Consider the following 15774-nt stretch of genomic DNA (forward strand, 5'->3'; position numbering starts at 1 on the left):
CCGCGCCGGTGGGCCCGGTGGCGGGGTTCCGGCGGGGATCCGGCGGACACCGGTACCGGCGGACACCGGTACCGGCGGACACCGGTACCGGTGAACGGGGCCTCCGGTCAGCCGAGGCCGAGGACCGAGAGGGCGGTGGTCCAGTCGGTGGCGATGGCCTGCTGGGCGGGCACCAGGTCCACCTGGTGGTTGCAGACGGCGCGGTAGAGCTTGTACTCCACGGTGTCCTTGTCGGTGGAGGACAGGCCGCTCGTGCCGGTGGTGTAACGCGGCTCGGGCCAGAGGTTGTGGGGGTCGGTGGGGTTGCCGCCGAGCGACAGCGGGATGAAGTGGTCCTCCTCGTAGTCCGCCGTGTTCGTGTCGGCGTAGCCGTACTGGGCGATCTGCTGGACCTTCAGGCGGTTGGTGTACGTGGTGGAGGGGCGGATCGAGGTGCTGTAGCCGCCGACGCAGATGGTGGAGTCGATGGTGTCCTGGCTGACGTCCGGGTTGGTGGCGCCGGGGGTGCAGGACGGGTCGGGCAGCGGCAGGTAGGCCTGGGAGCAGGTCGTGTCGAGGGCGGCGCGGGTGTGCGGGGCGGTGGTGGGGGCGGCGTGCGCGCTCCCGGCGGTCGCGAGGGCGGCCGCGGTGAGCACCACGGTGGCGACGGCGGGGGCGAGGCGGTGGACGCGAAGCATGTGGGGAGCTCCCTGTCACGGGCCCGGCGCGGGGTGCCGGGCGCTGTGTGTCCATGTCACCATCAGTGGGTCTATGCGAGTAGACAGGAGGCGGTGAACATCTGTCAAAGGATCAGTCAACGGAGCCGGGCGAGATTTCGCTTGACGTGGACCCGGCGGGTGGCCAGGCGTGCGCATGGTGAAGAGGGCGTGCGGCGGGGCTGCTCGCCGGGTGCGCACCTCCGCGCGACGCATGGCGCCCCGCACGCCGTCGCCCGCGTCGCGTGGCCGTAGTGACCAGGGGTAGGGGCCGGGCAGCAGACGACGGAGGGGACCGCCATGACCGACCGACTTCCCGGGGCGCCCGCACGGCCACCTGCACAGGTGCCCGCGACACAGCCCGTACAGGTGCCGGTTCAGCCACCGGCGCCGTCCGCGGCTTCGCCTGCGGCTTCGTCCGCGGTCTCGCCTGCGGTCTTTTCTGCGGTCTCCTCGACGGCCACGGCCACGGCTGCGGCCTCGTCGCCCGGGCCGGTGCCGCCGGCCGTGGCGGGCCCGCTCGGGCCGCCGGTGCCGCCGGTGCCGCCGTGGTCGGGGGGGTGGGCAGTCGCCGACGGTACTGGGGCACGCGGCCCGCAGCATCCCGAAGGCCACCCTCGTCCCGCTGAAGGTGGACGGCCCGCCGCACAGCCCCGGTTCGTGAAGCACGCCTATCTGCGCCGGCTCGACCTCCGGCCGGAGGAAGTGGCCGCGCTGCGCGGGCGGTTGACGGCCGAGCTGCCCTGGGACCTGCTCACCGCCTCCGCCGCCGACCCCGGGGACCGCCTGCTGCGGGCCGCCGTACTGGCCGACGTGCACGGCCCCGCGCTGCGCGAACTCGGCGGCGCGCTGGAGGCGTTGCGCGGAACGGACGCCACGGCGGCGTTCGGTGCCGGGCGCCGAGGTCAGCGGGGCAGTCGGCGGGCGAAGACGTCCGGGGCCCGGTTGGTGTCGCCCGGGACGAGGGTGCCGTCCTCCGAGGTGAACACCACCGTGGTGCCGCGGGCGTCGACGTACGGGTCGTAGGAGGCGCCGGCGGTCTGGGAGCCGTCGGCCGCCAGGCTGACCCGCTCGGTGCGGCCGGTCCGCAGGTCGCGCCGGAAGACGTCGCCGGCGCCGTTGGTGTCGCCGGGCACCAGGTTGGCGGCCGTCGAGTCGAAGTACACCCAGCGGCCGTCGGCGGTCATCCGGCCGTTGAGGGAGTCGCCGGTCGTCGTCGTCCCGGGCAGGCCTGCGCTGACCAGGGTCTCGGTGCCTTCCGCCAAGTCCCGGACGTACACCTCGAAATGGTGGTCCGGCCAGTTGTCGCCGTGCTGCACCCAGGCCGAGTAGACGGCGTAGCGGCCGTCCGCGCTGAGCGAGGGGTAGTCCGCTCCGCGCCAGCCGTTCTTGCCGTCCGGGCTGGCCAGGGTGGTTTCCTCGGAGCGCAGGTCGCGGACGTACAGCGGGTAGAGGTGGGGCTTGAGCAGCTGCGGATGGTCGGCGGAGCCGGGCGATCCGGTGGTGCGGGGTGATGCGGTGGTGCCGGGTGATGCGGTGGTGCGGGCTGATGTGGTGGCGCTGGGTGCCCCGGGGGCCTGGAGGGAGTCGTGGACGAACTGCTCGTCGGACTCCCGGTCGGACTCGGCCCCGAGCCGGGTGGCGGCGTCCGGCGAGAGCGCACCGGGCTGGCCGGGGGCGATGATGTTGGTGGCCTTGGAGATGAAGGCGACGGTGCCGCCGTCGGCGCTGATCACGGGGGAGGCGGAGGAGCCGTTCGCCTCCTTGCCGTCCGCGCCGGTGCTGACCAGGCGGTTCTCCCCGGTGCGAAGGTCGTGGACGTAGATGTTGGCGCCCTGCCAGGTGACCGTGCCGGGGGCCAGGTCGGAGCGGTTGGACTGGAAGGCGATGTAGCGGCCGTCCCGGCTGATCGAGGGGTGGCCGGAGGACCTGTCCTTCTGCGGCTCGCCGGGTTCCTCGCCGACGGAGACCAGGGTGGTCTCTCCGGTCCGGCGGTCGTGGACGTAGACGTCCTGGTACCCGAGGCCGGCACCGGGCGCGAGGTTGGTGGCGGAGGAACTGAAGGCGACGTAGCGGCCGTCGGCGCTGATGGCGGCCTCGAAGGAGGCGCCGTCGGCCTGGGCGCCGTCCGGGCCGGTGTCGACCCGCTCGGTGCGGCCGGTCCGCAGATCACGGACGAAGACGTCGCTCTTGCCGTTGGTGTCGCCGGGAACGAGGTTGGTGGCGGCCGAGGTGAAGACGGCGTAGCGGCCGTCGGCGCTCAGGCCGGCGGCGCGCGAGGCGCCGTCGGGCTGCGCCTGGCCGAGGCCGACGGACACCCGTTCGGTGCCCGGTGTGCGGTGGGGGCCGGGGTCGGCGTGGGCGGCCTGGGTGCCGGTCAGCGCGAGGGTGGCTGCCGCGCCGAGTGCGCAGGCGGCGCGCAGCAGGCGACGGGCCGTGCGGTGGGGTGGTGCGGTGCGAGTCGGTGCGGTGCGGGTCAGTGCGGTGCGAGTCGGTGTGGTGCGGGTCGGTGCAGTCTGTGCGGTGCGGGTTTGTGCGTGGCTCATCGGATCCCCTCCCCTGGGAACGGCCGGGCCGCTTCGACGACGGCGCCCGGTGGCGCCTGGTGGTGTCGAGTGGCCGGTGAGGACCGGTGACGTCGAACACCCCCGGCGGCCTGCTCGTGGGTGAGCCAACCGTCGGGTGGGGCAGGCGGTCAACGGCGGTCCGTACGGAACGACGTATTCACGTCAAGGAGGGCGGGATCGCCGGTGCGTTCCCCGTCGGAGTGGCCGGGCCGGCGTTTTGCCGGCATCCCTCGGAAACTGCCTGGTGAAAGGGCGTGCGGGATGGATTCGGGTGGGCGGGCGGAGAGGCTGGAGGTCCGCTACGCGCCGACGGCCGAGGACTTCCGGGCGCCCGGCGCGGCCCGCGCCCGGGGGACCGCGGCGGGCCGGCGGGCGCGGCGCAACAGCTACCTGATCGCGGGCGGTTCGGCACTCGGCGGGGTGCTGTGCTCGGTCGAGACGGGGTGCCTGAAGCCGCAGACGGTGTTGTTCGCCCTGATCGTGCCGGCGGTGCTCGGGGCGCCCTGGTGGCAGGTGCGGCGGGCGGTGCGGGCGGTGGCGGACCGCGGTGGGTTCCGGACGGTGCCGGACGACGCCGGGCTCACCGTCACCGACGCGGAGTCCGTCACGACGCTCTCCGCCGAGCCGGCCGTCACGGGACCGGTTCCGGTCGGTGCGCCCGCTGGTCGTAGCGCCAGAGCGCGGGCAGGGCAGCGGCCAGGACGGCGCTGCCGCCCAGGCACAGCAGACCGCCGGTGCGCAGCGCGGCCCGGATGCCCTGGCCGGCGGCCAGGCCACCCGCCCGCAGGTCGCCGAGGGCGGGTCCGGCGGAGCCGATCAGCAGTTCCAGACCGGCCGCGCGGCCACGGAGTTCGTCCGGAATGGACTGGTTCCAGATGGCGCTGCGGAAGGTGTCGCCGATCCAGTGCCCGCCGCCGGCGACGGCCAGGCAGAGCAGCACGGCCCACAGGCCGTGGACGAGGGCGGCCGCGGTGGTGGCCGCGCCGACCAGGGCGGCGGAGAGCAGGCCCAGCCGTCCGTGCCGGTGCACCCGCTCGGCCCAGCCGCCGGTGGCGGCCGCGACCAGGCTGCCGGCGGCGGACGCGGAATAGAGCAGGCCGAGCGCCCAGGTCGCGTTCAACTCCTCGGCCAGGAACGGGAACAGCGCGGTGGGCAGGGCGAAGACGGTGGCCGCGAGGTCGGCCAGGTAGGTGCCCAGCAGGTCGGGCCGGCGCGCCACGTACCGGGCGCCCTCGGCGAATTCGCGCAGCGGCGGTGCCTCGGCGTCCCGCTCCGAGGGGACGGGGCGGACGCGGGCGAGCAGGGCGATCGACAGCAGGAAGGTTCCGAGGTCGACCAGATAGGCGGAGGGGACGCCGGCGGTCGCGATCAGCAGTCCGGCGGCCGCGGGTGCGGCCACCCCGCCGATGCTCCAGCGCAGCGAGAGCAGCGCTCCGGCCGCCACCAGCTGATCCGGCGGCACCAGTCGCGGGATCATCGCCTCCAGCGAGGGTTGTTGGAGGCCCTGGACCGCGGCGGCCAGGCCGGCGGCGAGGTAGAGCGGCCAGACGGCGGGCGTGCCGAGCAGGGCGTTGGCCAGCAGCAGGGCACTGAGCACGGCGAGCGCGACCTCGGTGGCCAGGGCGACGGTACGGCGGTCGACGCGGTCGGCGAGCACCCCGCCGTAGAGGCCGAACAGGACGGTCGGCACGAGTTCGACCGCACCGACGGCGCCCACCGCGAGCGGCGAGCCGGTGAGGTCGGCGATCTGCAGCGGGATCGCGGTCATGGTGAAGATCGAGCCGAGCAGGGTGACGGTTCCGGAGGTCCAGGTGAGCCGGAAGTCCCGGGAGGAGCGCCAGGGTGTGGTGTCGGGAAGCAGCCGGGAGCGGGGGCGTTCCGGGCGGGGCCGGGAGGGGGGTAGGGACCGGGGGTGGTCCGTTCCTGAGGTCATGACGGGTCCTTGATCGCCTTTTCCTTATCACTGATAAAGTCGGGTCGGAACTTATCGGCGATAAGGTGGCCTCCGCAAGTCGATTACCGGAAGGCCGAACGGATGGCGCTGCAACGCGACGAAGTGGTGCGCACCGCTCTGCGCGTGCTCAACGAGGAGGGCATCGACGGGCTCAGCACCCGGCGGCTCGCCCGGGAGCTCGGCGTGCAGTCGCCGGCGCTCTACTGGCACTTCAGGAACAAGCGGGAACTGCTCGACCTGATGGCCGAGGCGATGCTCGCCGAGGCCCTCCCACCCGACCGCCAACCTGACCCGGAACACTGGCCCGAGTGGATCGCCGCCGACGCCCGCGCCAAGCGCACCGCCCTGCTCGCCTACCGCGACGGCGCCCGGGTGCACGCGGGCACCCTGCCCACCGAAGAGGAACTCCCGGCCCTCGAAGCCCAGCTGGGCGCACTCTGCCGGGCCGGGCTGCGCCCGCGCACCGCCCTGCGGCTGCTGCTGACCGTCGACCGCTACATCATGGGCTGGGTCACCGAGGAACAGGCCTGGCGGCAGGACGCCGCGGAGCGCACCCGTCCGCCGTTCCCGGACGAGGCCCTGCGCGACCTGCCGTTGCTCAGCGAGGCCGCCGACGTGCTGCGGATGACCGACCACGACGCCGACTTCGACTACGGGCTGCGGGTGCTGATCGAGGGGTTCCGGGCGGAGATCGCGCGGGAGGCGGCGGAGGGCTCGGGGTGACGGGGCATGGACTACCGTGTGCGCCATGACCACCCCTGATCCCCGTGCGCCCCTTGCTCCCCTCGATCCCCGCAGGACGGCCCTGGTCCTGATCGACCTGATGGACCGGATCGTCGCCCACGAGCTCGCGCCGCACAGCGGTCCGGAGGTCGTGACGGCCTCGCTGAAGCTCGCCGAGGACTTCCGGGCCGCCGGCGCGCCCGTCGTCGCGGTCCGGGTCGAGCGGCCGGGTGTCGCCGAGCAGCCGCCCGGCAGCGAACTGCTGGCCGAGGTCGAGGCGGTGGCCGACGAGGTCGTGGTGAAGCGCACCATCGGCGCCTTCCAGGACACCGGCCTGCACGAACTGCTTCGGGCCCGGGGCGTGGAGACCCTGGTGTTCACCGGGATCGCCACCAACCTCGGCGTGGAGTCGAGCGCCCGCGCGGCCGCCGACCGCGGCTACCGGCTGGTCTTCGTCGAGGACGCGATGACCGGGCTGACCGAGGCGGAGCACCGGGCCTCGGTGGACCTCGACTTCCCGCGGCTGGGCGAGGTCGTGGCGGCGGCGGACCTGCGGCTGGGGTAACGGGCGGCCAGGGGCCGCTCAGGCCGTCCGGCGCAGTGCGAGGACGTTGTCGGTGACGGTCGCGCTCCGCCCCTCGGGGCCGGTGGCGGTGCGCCGGGCCGCGAGGCAGCGTTCGGTGCGCCAGCCGTCGCCGAGCCGCAGCGCAGCGAGGGCCGCCTCGGGGGTGGGGAACTCCACGTCCTGCCCGGCCTGCCAGGACCAGGGCGCCACGGAGGCGTGGTCCACCACGACCAGCAGCCCGTTCGGCACCACCGCCTGCGCGGCGCGGCGCAGGACCTGATCGCGCGGGATCTCGACGGGCGTGTGGAAGTAGCTGGCGCTGACCAGGTCGAAACCGCCCGGAGGGAAGGTCCGCGCCAGGTCGTGACGGACGGGGTGGACCCGGGCGGACAGGCCGGCGGCCCCCGCCCGCTCCGCGACGCGGGCGAGCGCGGTCGGCGCGACGTCGACGGCGGTCACGTCCCAGCCGAGCGCGGCGAGCCGCAGTGCGTCGCCGCCGTGGCCGCAGCCCAGGTCCAGCGCCCTGCCGGGGACGGGGGCGAGGTCGGCGACCAGGCCGTCCAGGACGGTGTTGGGCCGGGTGCCCCAGTCGGGGTCGAGGCGGGAGTAGTGGTTCTCCCAGAAGGTCGCGGAGTCGGTGTGCATGGAGGTTCCCTTTCCGGGGTCGGGCTTTCCGGGTTGGCGGTTGCGGGTCGGGGGTCGGGGGGCGCGGTTCGCGGTTCGCGGTTCGCGGTTCTGGGTCCGGGGTTCTGGGTTCTGGGTTCGGGCTTCGGGGGTGTCCGGGGGGTGGGGTTTCGCTCGGCGTCGGCGGCTTCGTGGGGGAGGGCTCGACGCCACGACGGTGCCCCCGCTGCCACGACGGTGCCGCGTGCCCTGCCGGACTTGCAACGCTCCATGCCGTTTCGGCAACCTGAGCGCATGGGCAACGCGAAGAAGGACGTCCTGGCGGCGGTCGGCCCCCGCCTGCGCGAGCTGCGCCGCCGGCGCGGGATGACGCTGGCGGAACTCGCCGAGCGGACCGGGATCAACGAGAGCACCCTCTCCCGGCTGGAGGGCGGCACCCGCAAGCCCACCCTGGAACTGCTGCTGCCGCTCGCCGAGGTCCACGCCGTCCCCCTCGACGACCTCGTGGGAGCGCCCCGCACCGGTGATCCGCGCATCCACCTGCGCCCGGTGGCCAGGGACGGGATGACGTACGTGCCGCTCAGCCGCCCCGGCGGCGTCCAGGCCCACAAGCTGCTGATCCCACCCCGGCCCGGTAGCGAGCCGGAACTGAAGACCCATGAGGGCTTCGAGTGGGTCTACGTCCTCTCCGGGCGGCTGCGCCTGCTGCTGGGAGACCAGAGCCTGGTCCTCCGAGCGGGTGAGGCCGCCGAGTTCGACACCCACGTGCCGCACTGGCTCGGACCGGACGGCGACGGCACCGTCGAGCTCCTCGTCCTCTTCGGCCACCAGGGCGAACGTGCCCACCTCCGGGCCCGTACCGCCTGAACCGAACAGCGCGTCGCAACCGCTCGGGCGGCTCCTGGGGGGAGGCCGGGGAGTGTCGTTTCCGGTTGTGGACCTCGGTCTTCACCCAGTTCCTTGTCCGATCAGTTCAAGCGCCTCGTCGGTGGTCCGTACGTCGCCGAATGACCGGTAGATCGTGTGCAGTGCGGCGTTGTGGTCCTGGTCGCGGCGGGCCGCGTTCGCGTCGGCGATCATCAGTACGCGCAGCCCCGTGGTGGCCGCGTCCCGAGCCGAGGACTCGCAGCAGACGTTGGTGAGCGTGCCCGTGACGAGGACGGTGCCGATGCCGCGCTCCGCGAGCAGTTCCGGCAATGGTGAACGGCCGGGGAAGAAGGCGCTGTAGGCGGTCTTCTCCACGAGCAGATCCGTTTGCCGGACGTCGAAGGCGTGCCACAGACGCGAGCGCAGTGGGCCTTCGCCGCCGGTCGCCGCGAACGTCTCGCTGACTGTCGGTCCGTAGAACTCGGTGCTCGGATTTCCGAGCGGTGCCTCGTTCGCCGGTACCACCCAGGCAACCACGCCGCCGGCCCGGCGTACCGCCTCGGCAGTGCGGTCGATGTTGGGCACGATGCCGCGGGCGTACGGATTCGCCTCGACGAAGAAGGGAACCATGTCGATCACGATCAACGCGGTGCGTGCGGGGTCGAGGTTCTCGTACGCGTGACGCCTGCCGCGTCTCGCCTCCTGGCGCGCGTACTCGCGGGGCTCGATCCGCCAGTCGTGGATCTTGGAGTCGGTCTGCACGTACCCTCCGTCGGCTTCCCCAGCGGCTCGGACAAGTCGGCCCCACGACACGGTGACCAGGTAGTGGGCCCAGTCGCACCGCGGACCGGCCCCACCCGGCGCGATCAAGTTCTGCGGTTGGAGTACTGGTCCCTCGGCAGTTCCAGGGCGTCGCGGAGGCGGCCGTCGGCGGCTGCGAGGAGTCGGGCGGCGGTGGGGGCGTCCACGTCGGCGAGCAGGACCAGAACGGCGTCCTTCGTGCGGCCGTCGGTGGCGGTGAGGGCGCGGCGGACGGCGTCCTCGTCGGCGCCGGTGGCTTCGGCGACGATCCGTCGGGCGCGGTCGCGGAGTTTGACGTTGGTGGCTCGCAGATCGACCATCAGATTTCCGTACGTCCGGCCGAGGCGGACCATCACGGCCGTGGACAGCAGGTTGAGCACCAGCTTCTGCGCCGTGCCAGCCTTCAGGCGGGTGGAGCCGGCCAGCACCTCCGGTCCTACCTCCACCTCGATCCCCAGCTCCGCCGCCGCCACCAGTGCCGAGCCCCGGTTGCAGGCCAGCCCGACGGTCAGCGCCCCGGCCGTCCGCGCCGCACGGACGGCGGCCAGCGGGTAGGGGGTGCGGCCGGAGGCGGAGACGCCCACCAGGGTGTCGGCCGGAGTGAGGCCGAGCGCCGCGACGTCGGCCTCGGCGAGGTCGGTGCGGTCCTCGGCGCCCTCGACAGCCTCCGTCACGGCCGTCCGGCCGCCCGCGATCAGGCCGACCACCAAGGACGGTTCGGTGCCGAAGGTCGGCGGGCACTCGGCGGCGTCCAGTACGCCCAGCCTTCCGGCCGTGCCCGCTCCGGCGTAGACCAGTCGCCCGCCGCGTGCCATCCGCGCGGCCGCGGCGTCCACCACGGCGGCGATCGCCGCGAGCTCCCCGGCGACGGCGGCCGGGACGGTTCGGTCCTCGGCGTTCATCAGGCGGAGCAGGTCGAGCGTGGGCAGCCGGTCGATCCCGGCCCAGTCGGCGCGGACCGTCTCGGTGGTGGGGACGGCGTCCTGGGTCATCGCGGCCTCGGGGGTGTCCAGGGGTGGCAATGGCTGGTCCCTGCGATCCTACGGGCACGCTGCCGCTCCCGCGGGGCTGCGGCTGGTGCCGAGGGCAGCCGGTCCTGGGCGGCCGGTCCTGAGGGGGCCGGTTGGTTCGTCAGGCCATCCAGAAGAAGACCGCCGTCATCCGGCGGTCCGCCAGGTCGGTGCCGTAGTAGTCGGTGGCGCTGTGGATCAGGTTGGCGTGGTAGAGCAGCAGTTGGTTGTAGCGGTTGGGGACGCGGACGTCCTCGGTGAAGTGGTCGGCGGGGACGTGGCGGGTGCCGAGGGCCTCGACCAGGTTGTTGTGCGGGGCGTTGACCAGGTTGCCGCCGAGCCTGCCGCCGGGGAACTGCTGCCGGTAGAAGCTGGTGCCGGCGTCCTTGGGGGCGCCCGGGCTCAGGTAGAGCACGGCGGCGTAGCGGCAGAGCGCGCGTGAGTCGGTGTGGGGGCGGGACTCCGACTCGCCGGCGCCGACGACCTGGACGCAGTTGTGGTTGAGCGTGCCGCCGCCCGGCGTGCTCTGCACCCAGAGGCGGGAGGCACCGGTGGCCTTGCGGACCTGGGCCTCTACCCGCGCCAGCTCGCCCGGCTCCAGACCGGGCATGGTGCGCAGGCCGGGCCAGGTCTCGGGGCGGTGCGGGTAGCCCTCGGTCCAGTCGCCGCGTGCCAGGACGCGTTCGCGGACCGCATCCGGGTCGGGTAGGACGTTGTCCAGGACCCAGTAGTCCCGGCCGCGGGTGGGCTTGCGGTAGGGCAGGACCGGCAGTGCGGCGGGCCTGATGGGCTGTGAGGGCATGGGCCGACCATAGGGGTGGCCCGCGTCAACTATCTGCCGTGAACAGGTCAACCTTTCGTCAAGGACAGCAGGTGGGTGGAGGCCCCGACGGTCCTTCAGTGGCGGATCCGGACGAAGTCCGCCGTCGGGATGGGGTGGTGGGCGAGCGCCGGCGAGACCGGGGTGCGTTGTCCGCGGACGGTTCGGTCGGGCGGTCGGGCGGTCGGGCGGTCGGGCGGTCGGGCGGTCGGTGCGGTTCGTCAGTTCTCTCGGACGGCGTAGGAGCCGAGCGCGCCCTCCAGTCGGTCGAAGGCCTGAGCGGCGGACGGGCGGACGGCGGCGGCGATGGCGGCCTGCTCCTCGCCGGCCAGGGTGCGGCGGAAGACCTCGGAGAGCACCGCCCGGTCGACGGCGGCGAGGAGGGCGGCGGCGACCCTGCTCTCGAAGTCGACGCCCCGGGGCTCGTCGGGAGCCGGGTAAACGGCCTCGGCCAGCGCCTCGGCGAGTGCGGCCTCGCTCTGCTCGTTCAACTCGCGCAGCCGGGCGCCGAGGGCGGGACTCTCCGCGATCGTGCGGGCGAAGTCGGGGCCGGAGAAGCCGAGTCTCGGGTCGCGGCGGTCCAGGCCGGCCAGGCAGTCGCGGCGCAGTGCGGCGAGCGCGGACTCGCCGGGGGCGCGCTCGGCGACGGCGCGGGGGAGCCGGTCGACGATCTCCTCGTGCAGGTCGAAGAAGAGGTCCTCCTTTCGCGGGAAGTGGTTGGTGACGGTCATCTTGGCGACCCCGGCAGCGGCCGCCACCTCGGCGATGGTCGTGCGGTCGAAGCCGCGCTCGATGAAGAGCCTGGTCGCGGCGTGCGAGATCGCCTCGCGGGTGCGGCGCTTGTTGAGCTCGCGCAGGTTCGGAGTGGTGCCGGTGTCGGTCATGGTCCGAGCCTAGCCCAGCTCGCTGGGTCGAGCACAGTAATTAGGCTTGACCTAATCAGTGGGTCCGTCCTAAGTTCTTTCCGGGCGGTCGGAGCGGCCGCCGGAGCAACGACCCAGGGGAGGGCTCATGACCACGTCGGTCACCACGAAGGGCAGGTCCGGCGAGGCGCGATCGGAGCGGTTGGAGCCGTTGCCACCGGGCCTGTGGAAGATGGGCGTGGTGCTCGCGCTGGGCCCGATCCTGGCCCTGCTGGACACCACGATCGTCAACGTCGGCATCGACTCGGTCGCCCGCGACCTGCACGGCTCGATGGCGGCGGTGCAGTGGATCGCCACGGGGTACCTGCTGGCGATATCGCTCACCATGCCGCTCTCGGGCTGGGCCGCCGGTCGGTTCGGGGCCAGGCGGGCCTGGCTCGGCTCGGTCGTGCTGTTCGTGCTCGGGTCCGCGCTGTGCGGCCTGGCCTGGTCGACGGGCAGCCTGGTCGTCTTCCGGGTGCTCCAGGGCATCGGCGGCGGGATGATCCAGCCGCTCGGCCAAGCGATCATGGTGCAGGCGGCCGGGCCCTCCCGGATCGGGCGGGTGATGGGCACCCTGCTGTTCCCGATCAGCCTGGCCCCGGTCCTGGGGCCGATACTCGGCGGGCTGGTGCTGGAGCACCTGGACTGGCGCTGGATGTTCCTGCTGAACGTGCCGGTGGGACTGCTGACCGTGCTGCTGGCGTCCCGCTGGCTCCCGGCCGAGGCACGGTCCGGACTCCCACGGCCCCGGCTGGACGTGACCGGCCTGGCGCTGCTGTCGCCCGGACTGACCGCACTGCTCTACGGACTGTCCACGGTCGGCGGGGGAGGCACGGCCGGCCCGGTGGCGGTCGTCGCGGGCGCGGTGCTGCTGGCGGCCTACGGGCGGCACGCGCTGCGGGTCGGACGCCGCGGCGACCGGGCTCCGCTGATCGACCTGCGGCTGTTCGCACGGCGGGGCTTCGCCGTGGCGACGGCGAACAGTTTCCTGCAGGGAGCCGTGCTGTACAGCTCGATGTTCCTGGTGCCGCTCTACTACCAGCAGGTGGAGCGCACCGGAGCGGTGGCAGCCGGGCTCCTGCTGGCACCCCAGGCGCTCGGTACGGCGGTCACCTCGTTGCTCTCCGGCCGAATAGCCGACCGCTTCGCGCCGCGCCCGCTGATCCTGATCGGCATCGGCTGCTCACTGCTCGGCACCCTTGCCTTCACCCGGCTCGGTCACGGCGCCGGCCCTGCCGACTGGCTGGTCGTCGGTTCCCTGGCCCTGCGCGGGGTGGGCATGGGGATCACCGTGATCCCCGGCATGGCGGCGGTGTACAAGAGCGTCGAGAAGGCCAAGGTGCCCGCGGCGGCAGGTGCGGTCAACGTGCTCAACCGGTTGGGCGGGGCGCTCGGTACGGCGGTGCTGACGCTGGTACTCCAGCAGACCCAGGCGGGGCACTCCGGGAACGCCGGGGCGGCCTTCGGCACGACCTTCTGGTGGGTGCTGGGCCTGTCGGCGCTCTCGATCGCACCGGCCCTGCTCTACCCGGGCTCCGCCCGTACGACGGACTGACCGGCCGCCGCTCCTGGCCGACCGTCATGTCCGTCCGACTCTTTAGACCCTTTCGATCCTTTCGACCCTGATCGAACTTGGAGGTACCCGTGTTCACCAAGCCCCCCGGTGGCCTGCGACTGCTCACCGTGCACGCCCACCCCGACGATGAGTCCAGCAAGGGCGCGGCCACGCTCGCCCGGTACGCGGCCGAGGGCGTGGACGTCCTGGTCGCGACCTGCACCGGGGGCGAGCGCGGTTCGGTGCTCAACCCGGCGCTGGACCGGCCCGAGGTACGGGCCGACCTCACCCGGATCCGCCGTGAGGAGATGGAGGCCGCGCGTGAAATCCTGGGGGTGCGCCAGCAGTTCCTCGGCTTCGTCGACTCCGGGATGCCGGGCCCGGACGAGCCGCTGCCGGAGGGCTGTTTCGCCGCCCAGCCGTTGGAGGTCGCGGCGGCGCCGCTGGTCGCGCTGATCCGGGAGTTCCGTCCGCACGTCGTCATCACCTACGACGAGACGGGCGGGTACCCGCATCCGGACCATGTGATGACCCACAAGGTCACCGTCGAGGCCTTCGAGGCGGCTGCCGATCCGAAGCGCTACCCCGGGGCTGGAGAGCCGTGGCAGGCGGCGAAGCTCTACTACCACCTGGCGCTCTCCCGGGCCTGGTTCCAGACGATGCACGACGCCATGACGGAGCGCGGAGTCGCTTCGGAGATGGCCGAACTGCTCGCCGGCTGGCCGGACACGCCGCCCACCCTCGCGACCACGACCCGGATCGAGTGCGCCGATCGGTTCGCCGTACGGGACGCGGCGATGCTGGCCCACGCCACCCAGGTACAGCCCGGCGTCGCGTTCATGGCGCATCCACGGGACATCGAGCGCGAAGTCTGGCCGACCGAGGACTACCACCTGGCGCGGAGCTTCGTGCCCGGGGCCGGCGTCGCGGCCGGGACAATAGGATCGGCCGGGTCGGCCGACGCCGTCGAGAACGATCTGTTCGCGGGGGTGAGGGCCGTGGACGGGGCTTGAGCAAGGAGTTCGAACCGGGCAGGTTGATCTCATGACGAATCCTCAGCCTGCCGCCGGCCGGCTCAAGCTTCCGGCCGGTCAGGAGCCGCGGACCCGAACCCACAGTTGGACGCAAGGTCCGCCGATCTCCGAGTTCTCGCACCTCACCGGTGAGGAGATCCTGCTGGAGTGGATCGCCGGGCGCATCCCGGAGCCCTCGATCTGCAGCACCATGGGTTTCCACCTCATTGAGGTGAAACCCGGTACGGCGGTGTTCGAGGCGGAGGTCGGGGACCACCTCTTCAACCCGATGAACACCGTGCACGGCGGGTACCTGGCGACCCTGCTCGACTCGGCGCTCGGCTGCGCCGTGCTGAGCAAGCTGCCGGCTGGGGTCGGGTACACCACCACCCAGTTGAACGTCCACATGCTGCGCCCGCTCTTCGCCGACTCGGAGCCGCTGCGTTGCGAGGGCGTGGCGCTGCACCAGGGCCGGTCGATGGCGACGGCGGAGGCCAGGGTGGTGGGCGCGGAGAGCGGCAAGCTCTACGCGCACGCAACAACCACCTGCGCGATCCTGGCCCCCCGCCCGGTGGCCTGACCTCGCCGGGGACCAGGGGGCCGGGGTGCTGGCAGCGCTCAGAGCGCCGCCAGCACCCCGCAGAGCGCAAGGAGGCCGCAGATCCCGAAGTTGACCAACTTGTGGGCGAGGAAGATCGCCGCGAACTCGCGGATGGTCGCGCTCGGCCAGTAGTAGCGGGCGGTGGGCGAGCCGAAGACGTGCCCGTTGACACCGGTCTTGCGGGCGGTCAAGGCCGCCCGGAAGGCGTGGAAGTTGTTGGTCACCACGACACAGCGGTAGCCGGGCCTGGCCCGCTCCATGATGGCCTTGCTGAAGAGCAGGTTCTCCTCGGTGGTCCGCGAGCGGTCCTCGCGCTCGATGTGCTCCGCCGGGAAGCCGTGTTCGATCAGGTAGGCGGCCATGGCGTCGGCCTCGGGCAGCTTCTCGTCCGGACCCTGGCCGCCCGAGGTGATCAGCACCGGCGGCTTGCCGCGCGCGGCCTGCTGCTCGTACACCTCGCGCCCCCGGTTGAGCCGGCTGGCCAGCAGCGGCGGGACGCGCTCGCCGCCGATCAGACCGGAGCCGAGCACGACCACGAAGTCCACGTCCCGGCGCGGCCGGTGGCGACCGTACAGGAAGGCGTAGCCGACGAAGCAGACGAACAGGAAGGAGATGTAGCCGACGACCAGCACAGCGGTGCCCGCCAGGATGCCGAGCCGCGGTGATCGGGTGACGATGGCGGCGAACAGCAGCGCGATGACCGCGATGATGCCCAGTCCGGCGAGCAGGGAGAGCAGGTTGGCCGGGCGTCGGCCCTCCTTACGGATCATGGTCACGCCGTTGGCGAGCAGGAACCAGACCAGGGCGACCGTTCCGGCGGTCGGCAGCAGGACGATTGCCACCGCCGCGAGTTCCGCCACCAGCGTGGGTGCCCTGCGGAGTTCGGTGAGCAGGGCGAGGGCGAGGAGCGAGACGGCGATGCCGAGCAGGACGGCGTTGCTGAACCGGCGACGGTCGCGCAGTACCCCGATCCCGCACAGGAGGAAGAACAGGGCGGCTGGGGCATAGACGAGCATGAGTCGTATCGTAGGGGGAACTGACTTCTGGATCATCTGTACGAACGGCCCGGTGGCC

General features: G+C 72.9%; 16 protein-coding genes. 6 read left to right on the forward strand and 10 right to left on the reverse strand.

Annotation, left to right across the window (positions count from 1 at the left end; all coding sequences use genetic code 11):
* Nucleotides 1-107 precede the first annotated feature (107 nt).
* The 4 genes from ACIRVF_RS18160 to ACIRVF_RS18175 all read right to left on the reverse strand — a co-directional run bounded on the left by ACIRVF_RS18160 (nucleotide 108) and on the right by ACIRVF_RS18175 (nucleotide 5195).
* The gene (locus ACIRVF_RS18160; protein ID WP_402818182.1) at nucleotides 108-677 is read right to left on the reverse strand and encodes a hypothetical protein; all 570 of its coding nucleotides are present in this window, start codon (nucleotides 675-677) and stop codon (nucleotides 108-110) included.
* A 923-nt stretch (nucleotides 678-1600) separates the two neighbouring features.
* Nucleotides 1601-3241 carry a TolB family protein gene (locus ACIRVF_RS18165; RefSeq protein ID WP_402818185.1) on the reverse strand — a complete coding sequence of 547 codons (1641 nt, stop codon included), beginning with the start codon at nucleotides 3239-3241 and terminating at the stop codon, nucleotides 1601-1603.
* A 407-nt stretch (nucleotides 3242-3648) separates the two neighbouring features.
* Nucleotides 3649-3870 carry a hypothetical protein gene (locus ACIRVF_RS18170; protein ID WP_402818188.1) on the reverse strand — a complete coding sequence of 74 codons (222 nt, stop codon included), beginning with the start codon at nucleotides 3868-3870 and terminating at the stop codon, nucleotides 3649-3651.
* 23 nt (nucleotides 3871-3893) lie between these two features.
* Nucleotides 3894-5195 carry an MFS transporter gene (locus ACIRVF_RS18175; protein WP_402818191.1) on the reverse strand — a complete coding sequence of 434 codons (1302 nt, stop codon included), beginning with the start codon at nucleotides 5193-5195 and terminating at the stop codon, nucleotides 3894-3896.
* 102 nt (nucleotides 5196-5297) lie between these two features.
* Here ACIRVF_RS18175 and ACIRVF_RS18180 point away from each other — a divergent pair, with 102 nt between their 5' ends.
* Together ACIRVF_RS18180 and ACIRVF_RS18185 are read left to right on the forward strand one after the other, a co-directional pair.
* Nucleotides 5298-5939 (forward strand): TetR/AcrR family transcriptional regulator C-terminal domain-containing protein, encoded by a 642-nt coding sequence (locus ACIRVF_RS18180; RefSeq protein WP_402818193.1) that lies wholly within the window; start codon nucleotides 5298-5300, stop codon nucleotides 5937-5939.
* A gap of 25 nt (nucleotides 5940-5964) precedes the next feature.
* Nucleotides 5965-6504: an isochorismatase family protein gene (locus ACIRVF_RS18185; protein ID WP_402818196.1), complete on the forward strand. Its 540-nt coding sequence runs from the start codon at nucleotides 5965-5967 to the stop codon at nucleotides 6502-6504.
* A gap of 18 nt (nucleotides 6505-6522) precedes the next feature.
* Here the strand turns inward: ACIRVF_RS18185 and ACIRVF_RS18190 are convergent, their stop codons facing one another.
* Nucleotides 6523-7149 carry a class I SAM-dependent methyltransferase gene (locus tag ACIRVF_RS18190; protein ID WP_402818202.1) on the reverse strand — a complete coding sequence of 209 codons (627 nt, stop codon included), beginning with the start codon at nucleotides 7147-7149 and terminating at the stop codon, nucleotides 6523-6525.
* Nucleotides 7150-7422: 273 nt separating this feature from the next.
* On the opposite strand from ACIRVF_RS18190, the gene ACIRVF_RS18195 reads away from it, so the two are divergent.
* Nucleotides 7423-7995, forward strand: coding sequence for a helix-turn-helix domain-containing protein (locus tag ACIRVF_RS18195; RefSeq protein WP_402818205.1), 573 nt, complete (start codon nucleotides 7423-7425; stop codon nucleotides 7993-7995).
* Between the two features lie 81 nt (nucleotides 7996-8076).
* On the opposite strand, the gene ACIRVF_RS18200 is transcribed toward ACIRVF_RS18195, so the two are convergent.
* The 4 genes from ACIRVF_RS18200 to ACIRVF_RS18215 form a co-directional block, all read right to left on the reverse strand.
* On the reverse strand, nucleotides 8077-8757 hold the full coding sequence (locus ACIRVF_RS18200; protein WP_402818208.1) for an isochorismatase family protein: 681 nt from the start codon (nucleotides 8755-8757) through the stop codon (nucleotides 8077-8079).
* A 104-nt stretch (nucleotides 8758-8861) separates the two neighbouring features.
* Nucleotides 8862-9788 carry an N-acetylmuramic acid 6-phosphate etherase gene (murQ, locus tag ACIRVF_RS18205; protein WP_402818520.1) on the reverse strand — a complete coding sequence of 309 codons (927 nt, stop codon included), beginning with the start codon at nucleotides 9786-9788 and terminating at the stop codon, nucleotides 8862-8864.
* Nucleotides 9789-9927: 139 nt separating this feature from the next.
* Nucleotides 9928-10608 (reverse strand): DUF6445 family protein, encoded by a 681-nt coding sequence (locus ACIRVF_RS18210; protein WP_402818210.1) that lies wholly within the window; start codon nucleotides 10606-10608, stop codon nucleotides 9928-9930.
* A gap of 239 nt (nucleotides 10609-10847) precedes the next feature.
* Entirely contained in the window at nucleotides 10848-11510 is a 663-nt protein-coding gene (locus ACIRVF_RS18215) for a TetR/AcrR family transcriptional regulator (RefSeq protein ID WP_402818213.1), read from the reverse strand.
* A 127-nt stretch (nucleotides 11511-11637) separates the two neighbouring features.
* Between ACIRVF_RS18215 and ACIRVF_RS18220 the strand changes: the two genes are divergently transcribed.
* The 3 genes from ACIRVF_RS18220 to ACIRVF_RS18230 all read left to right on the forward strand — a co-directional run bounded on the left by ACIRVF_RS18220 (nucleotide 11638) and on the right by ACIRVF_RS18230 (nucleotide 14679).
* Nucleotides 11638-13086: a DHA2 family efflux MFS transporter permease subunit gene (locus tag ACIRVF_RS18220; protein WP_402818215.1), complete on the forward strand. Its 1449-nt coding sequence runs from the start codon at nucleotides 11638-11640 to the stop codon at nucleotides 13084-13086.
* Nucleotides 13087-13175: 89 nt separating this feature from the next.
* Entirely contained in the window at nucleotides 13176-14099 is a 924-nt protein-coding gene (mca, locus tag ACIRVF_RS18225; RefSeq protein WP_402818218.1) for a mycothiol conjugate amidase Mca, read from the forward strand.
* Nucleotides 14100-14130: 31 nt separating this feature from the next.
* On the forward strand, nucleotides 14131-14679 hold the full coding sequence (locus tag ACIRVF_RS18230; protein WP_402818221.1) for a PaaI family thioesterase: 549 nt from the start codon (nucleotides 14131-14133) through the stop codon (nucleotides 14677-14679).
* A 38-nt stretch (nucleotides 14680-14717) separates the two neighbouring features.
* Here the strand turns inward: ACIRVF_RS18230 and ACIRVF_RS18235 are convergent, their stop codons facing one another.
* Nucleotides 14718-15716: a YdcF family protein gene (locus ACIRVF_RS18235; RefSeq protein ID WP_402818224.1), complete on the reverse strand. Its 999-nt coding sequence runs from the start codon at nucleotides 15714-15716 to the stop codon at nucleotides 14718-14720.
* Nucleotides 15717-15774: the final 58 nt, after the last annotated feature.

Source organism: Kitasatospora sp. NPDC101157 (assembly GCF_044768255.1).
Classification (GTDB): Bacteria; Actinomycetota; Actinomycetes; order Streptomycetales; family Streptomycetaceae; genus Kitasatospora.

Excerpts from the sequence above, each read along its gene's own strand:
- ACIRVF_RS18165 (WP_402818185.1), bottom strand. The coding sequence starts at position 3,241 with ATGAGCCACGCACAAACCCGCACCGCACAGACTGCACCGACCCGCACC.
- ACIRVF_RS18235 (WP_402818224.1), bottom strand. The coding sequence starts at position 15,716 with ATGCTCGTCTATGCCCCAGCCGCCCTGTTCTTCCTCCTGTGCGGGATC.
- ACIRVF_RS18220 (WP_402818215.1), top strand. The coding sequence starts at position 11,638 with ATGACCACGTCGGTCACCACGAAGGGCAGGTCCGGCGAGGCGCGATCG.
- ACIRVF_RS18190 (WP_402818202.1), bottom strand. The coding sequence starts at position 7,149 with ATGCACACCGACTCCGCGACCTTCTGGGAGAACCACTACTCCCGCCTC.
- ACIRVF_RS18180 (WP_402818193.1), top strand. The coding sequence starts at position 5,298 with ATGGCGCTGCAACGCGACGAAGTGGTGCGCACCGCTCTGCGCGTGCTC.
- ACIRVF_RS18210 (WP_402818210.1), bottom strand. The coding sequence starts at position 10,608 with ATGCCCTCACAGCCCATCAGGCCCGCCGCACTGCCGGTCCTGCCCTAC.
- ACIRVF_RS18175 (WP_402818191.1), bottom strand. The coding sequence starts at position 5,195 with ATGACCTCAGGAACGGACCACCCCCGGTCCCTACCCCCCTCCCGGCCC.
- ACIRVF_RS18185 (WP_402818196.1), top strand. The coding sequence starts at position 5,965 with ATGACCACCCCTGATCCCCGTGCGCCCCTTGCTCCCCTCGATCCCCGC.
- ACIRVF_RS18160 (WP_402818182.1), bottom strand. The coding sequence starts at position 677 with ATGCTTCGCGTCCACCGCCTCGCCCCCGCCGTCGCCACCGTGGTGCTC.
- ACIRVF_RS18195 (WP_402818205.1), top strand. The coding sequence starts at position 7,423 with ATGGGCAACGCGAAGAAGGACGTCCTGGCGGCGGTCGGCCCCCGCCTG.
- ACIRVF_RS18215 (WP_402818213.1), bottom strand. The coding sequence starts at position 11,510 with ATGACCGACACCGGCACCACTCCGAACCTGCGCGAGCTCAACAAGCGC.
- ACIRVF_RS18230 (WP_402818221.1), top strand. The coding sequence starts at position 14,131 with ATGACGAATCCTCAGCCTGCCGCCGGCCGGCTCAAGCTTCCGGCCGGT.
- murQ (WP_402818520.1), bottom strand. The coding sequence starts at position 9,788 with ATGACCCAGGACGCCGTCCCCACCACCGAGACGGTCCGCGCCGACTGG.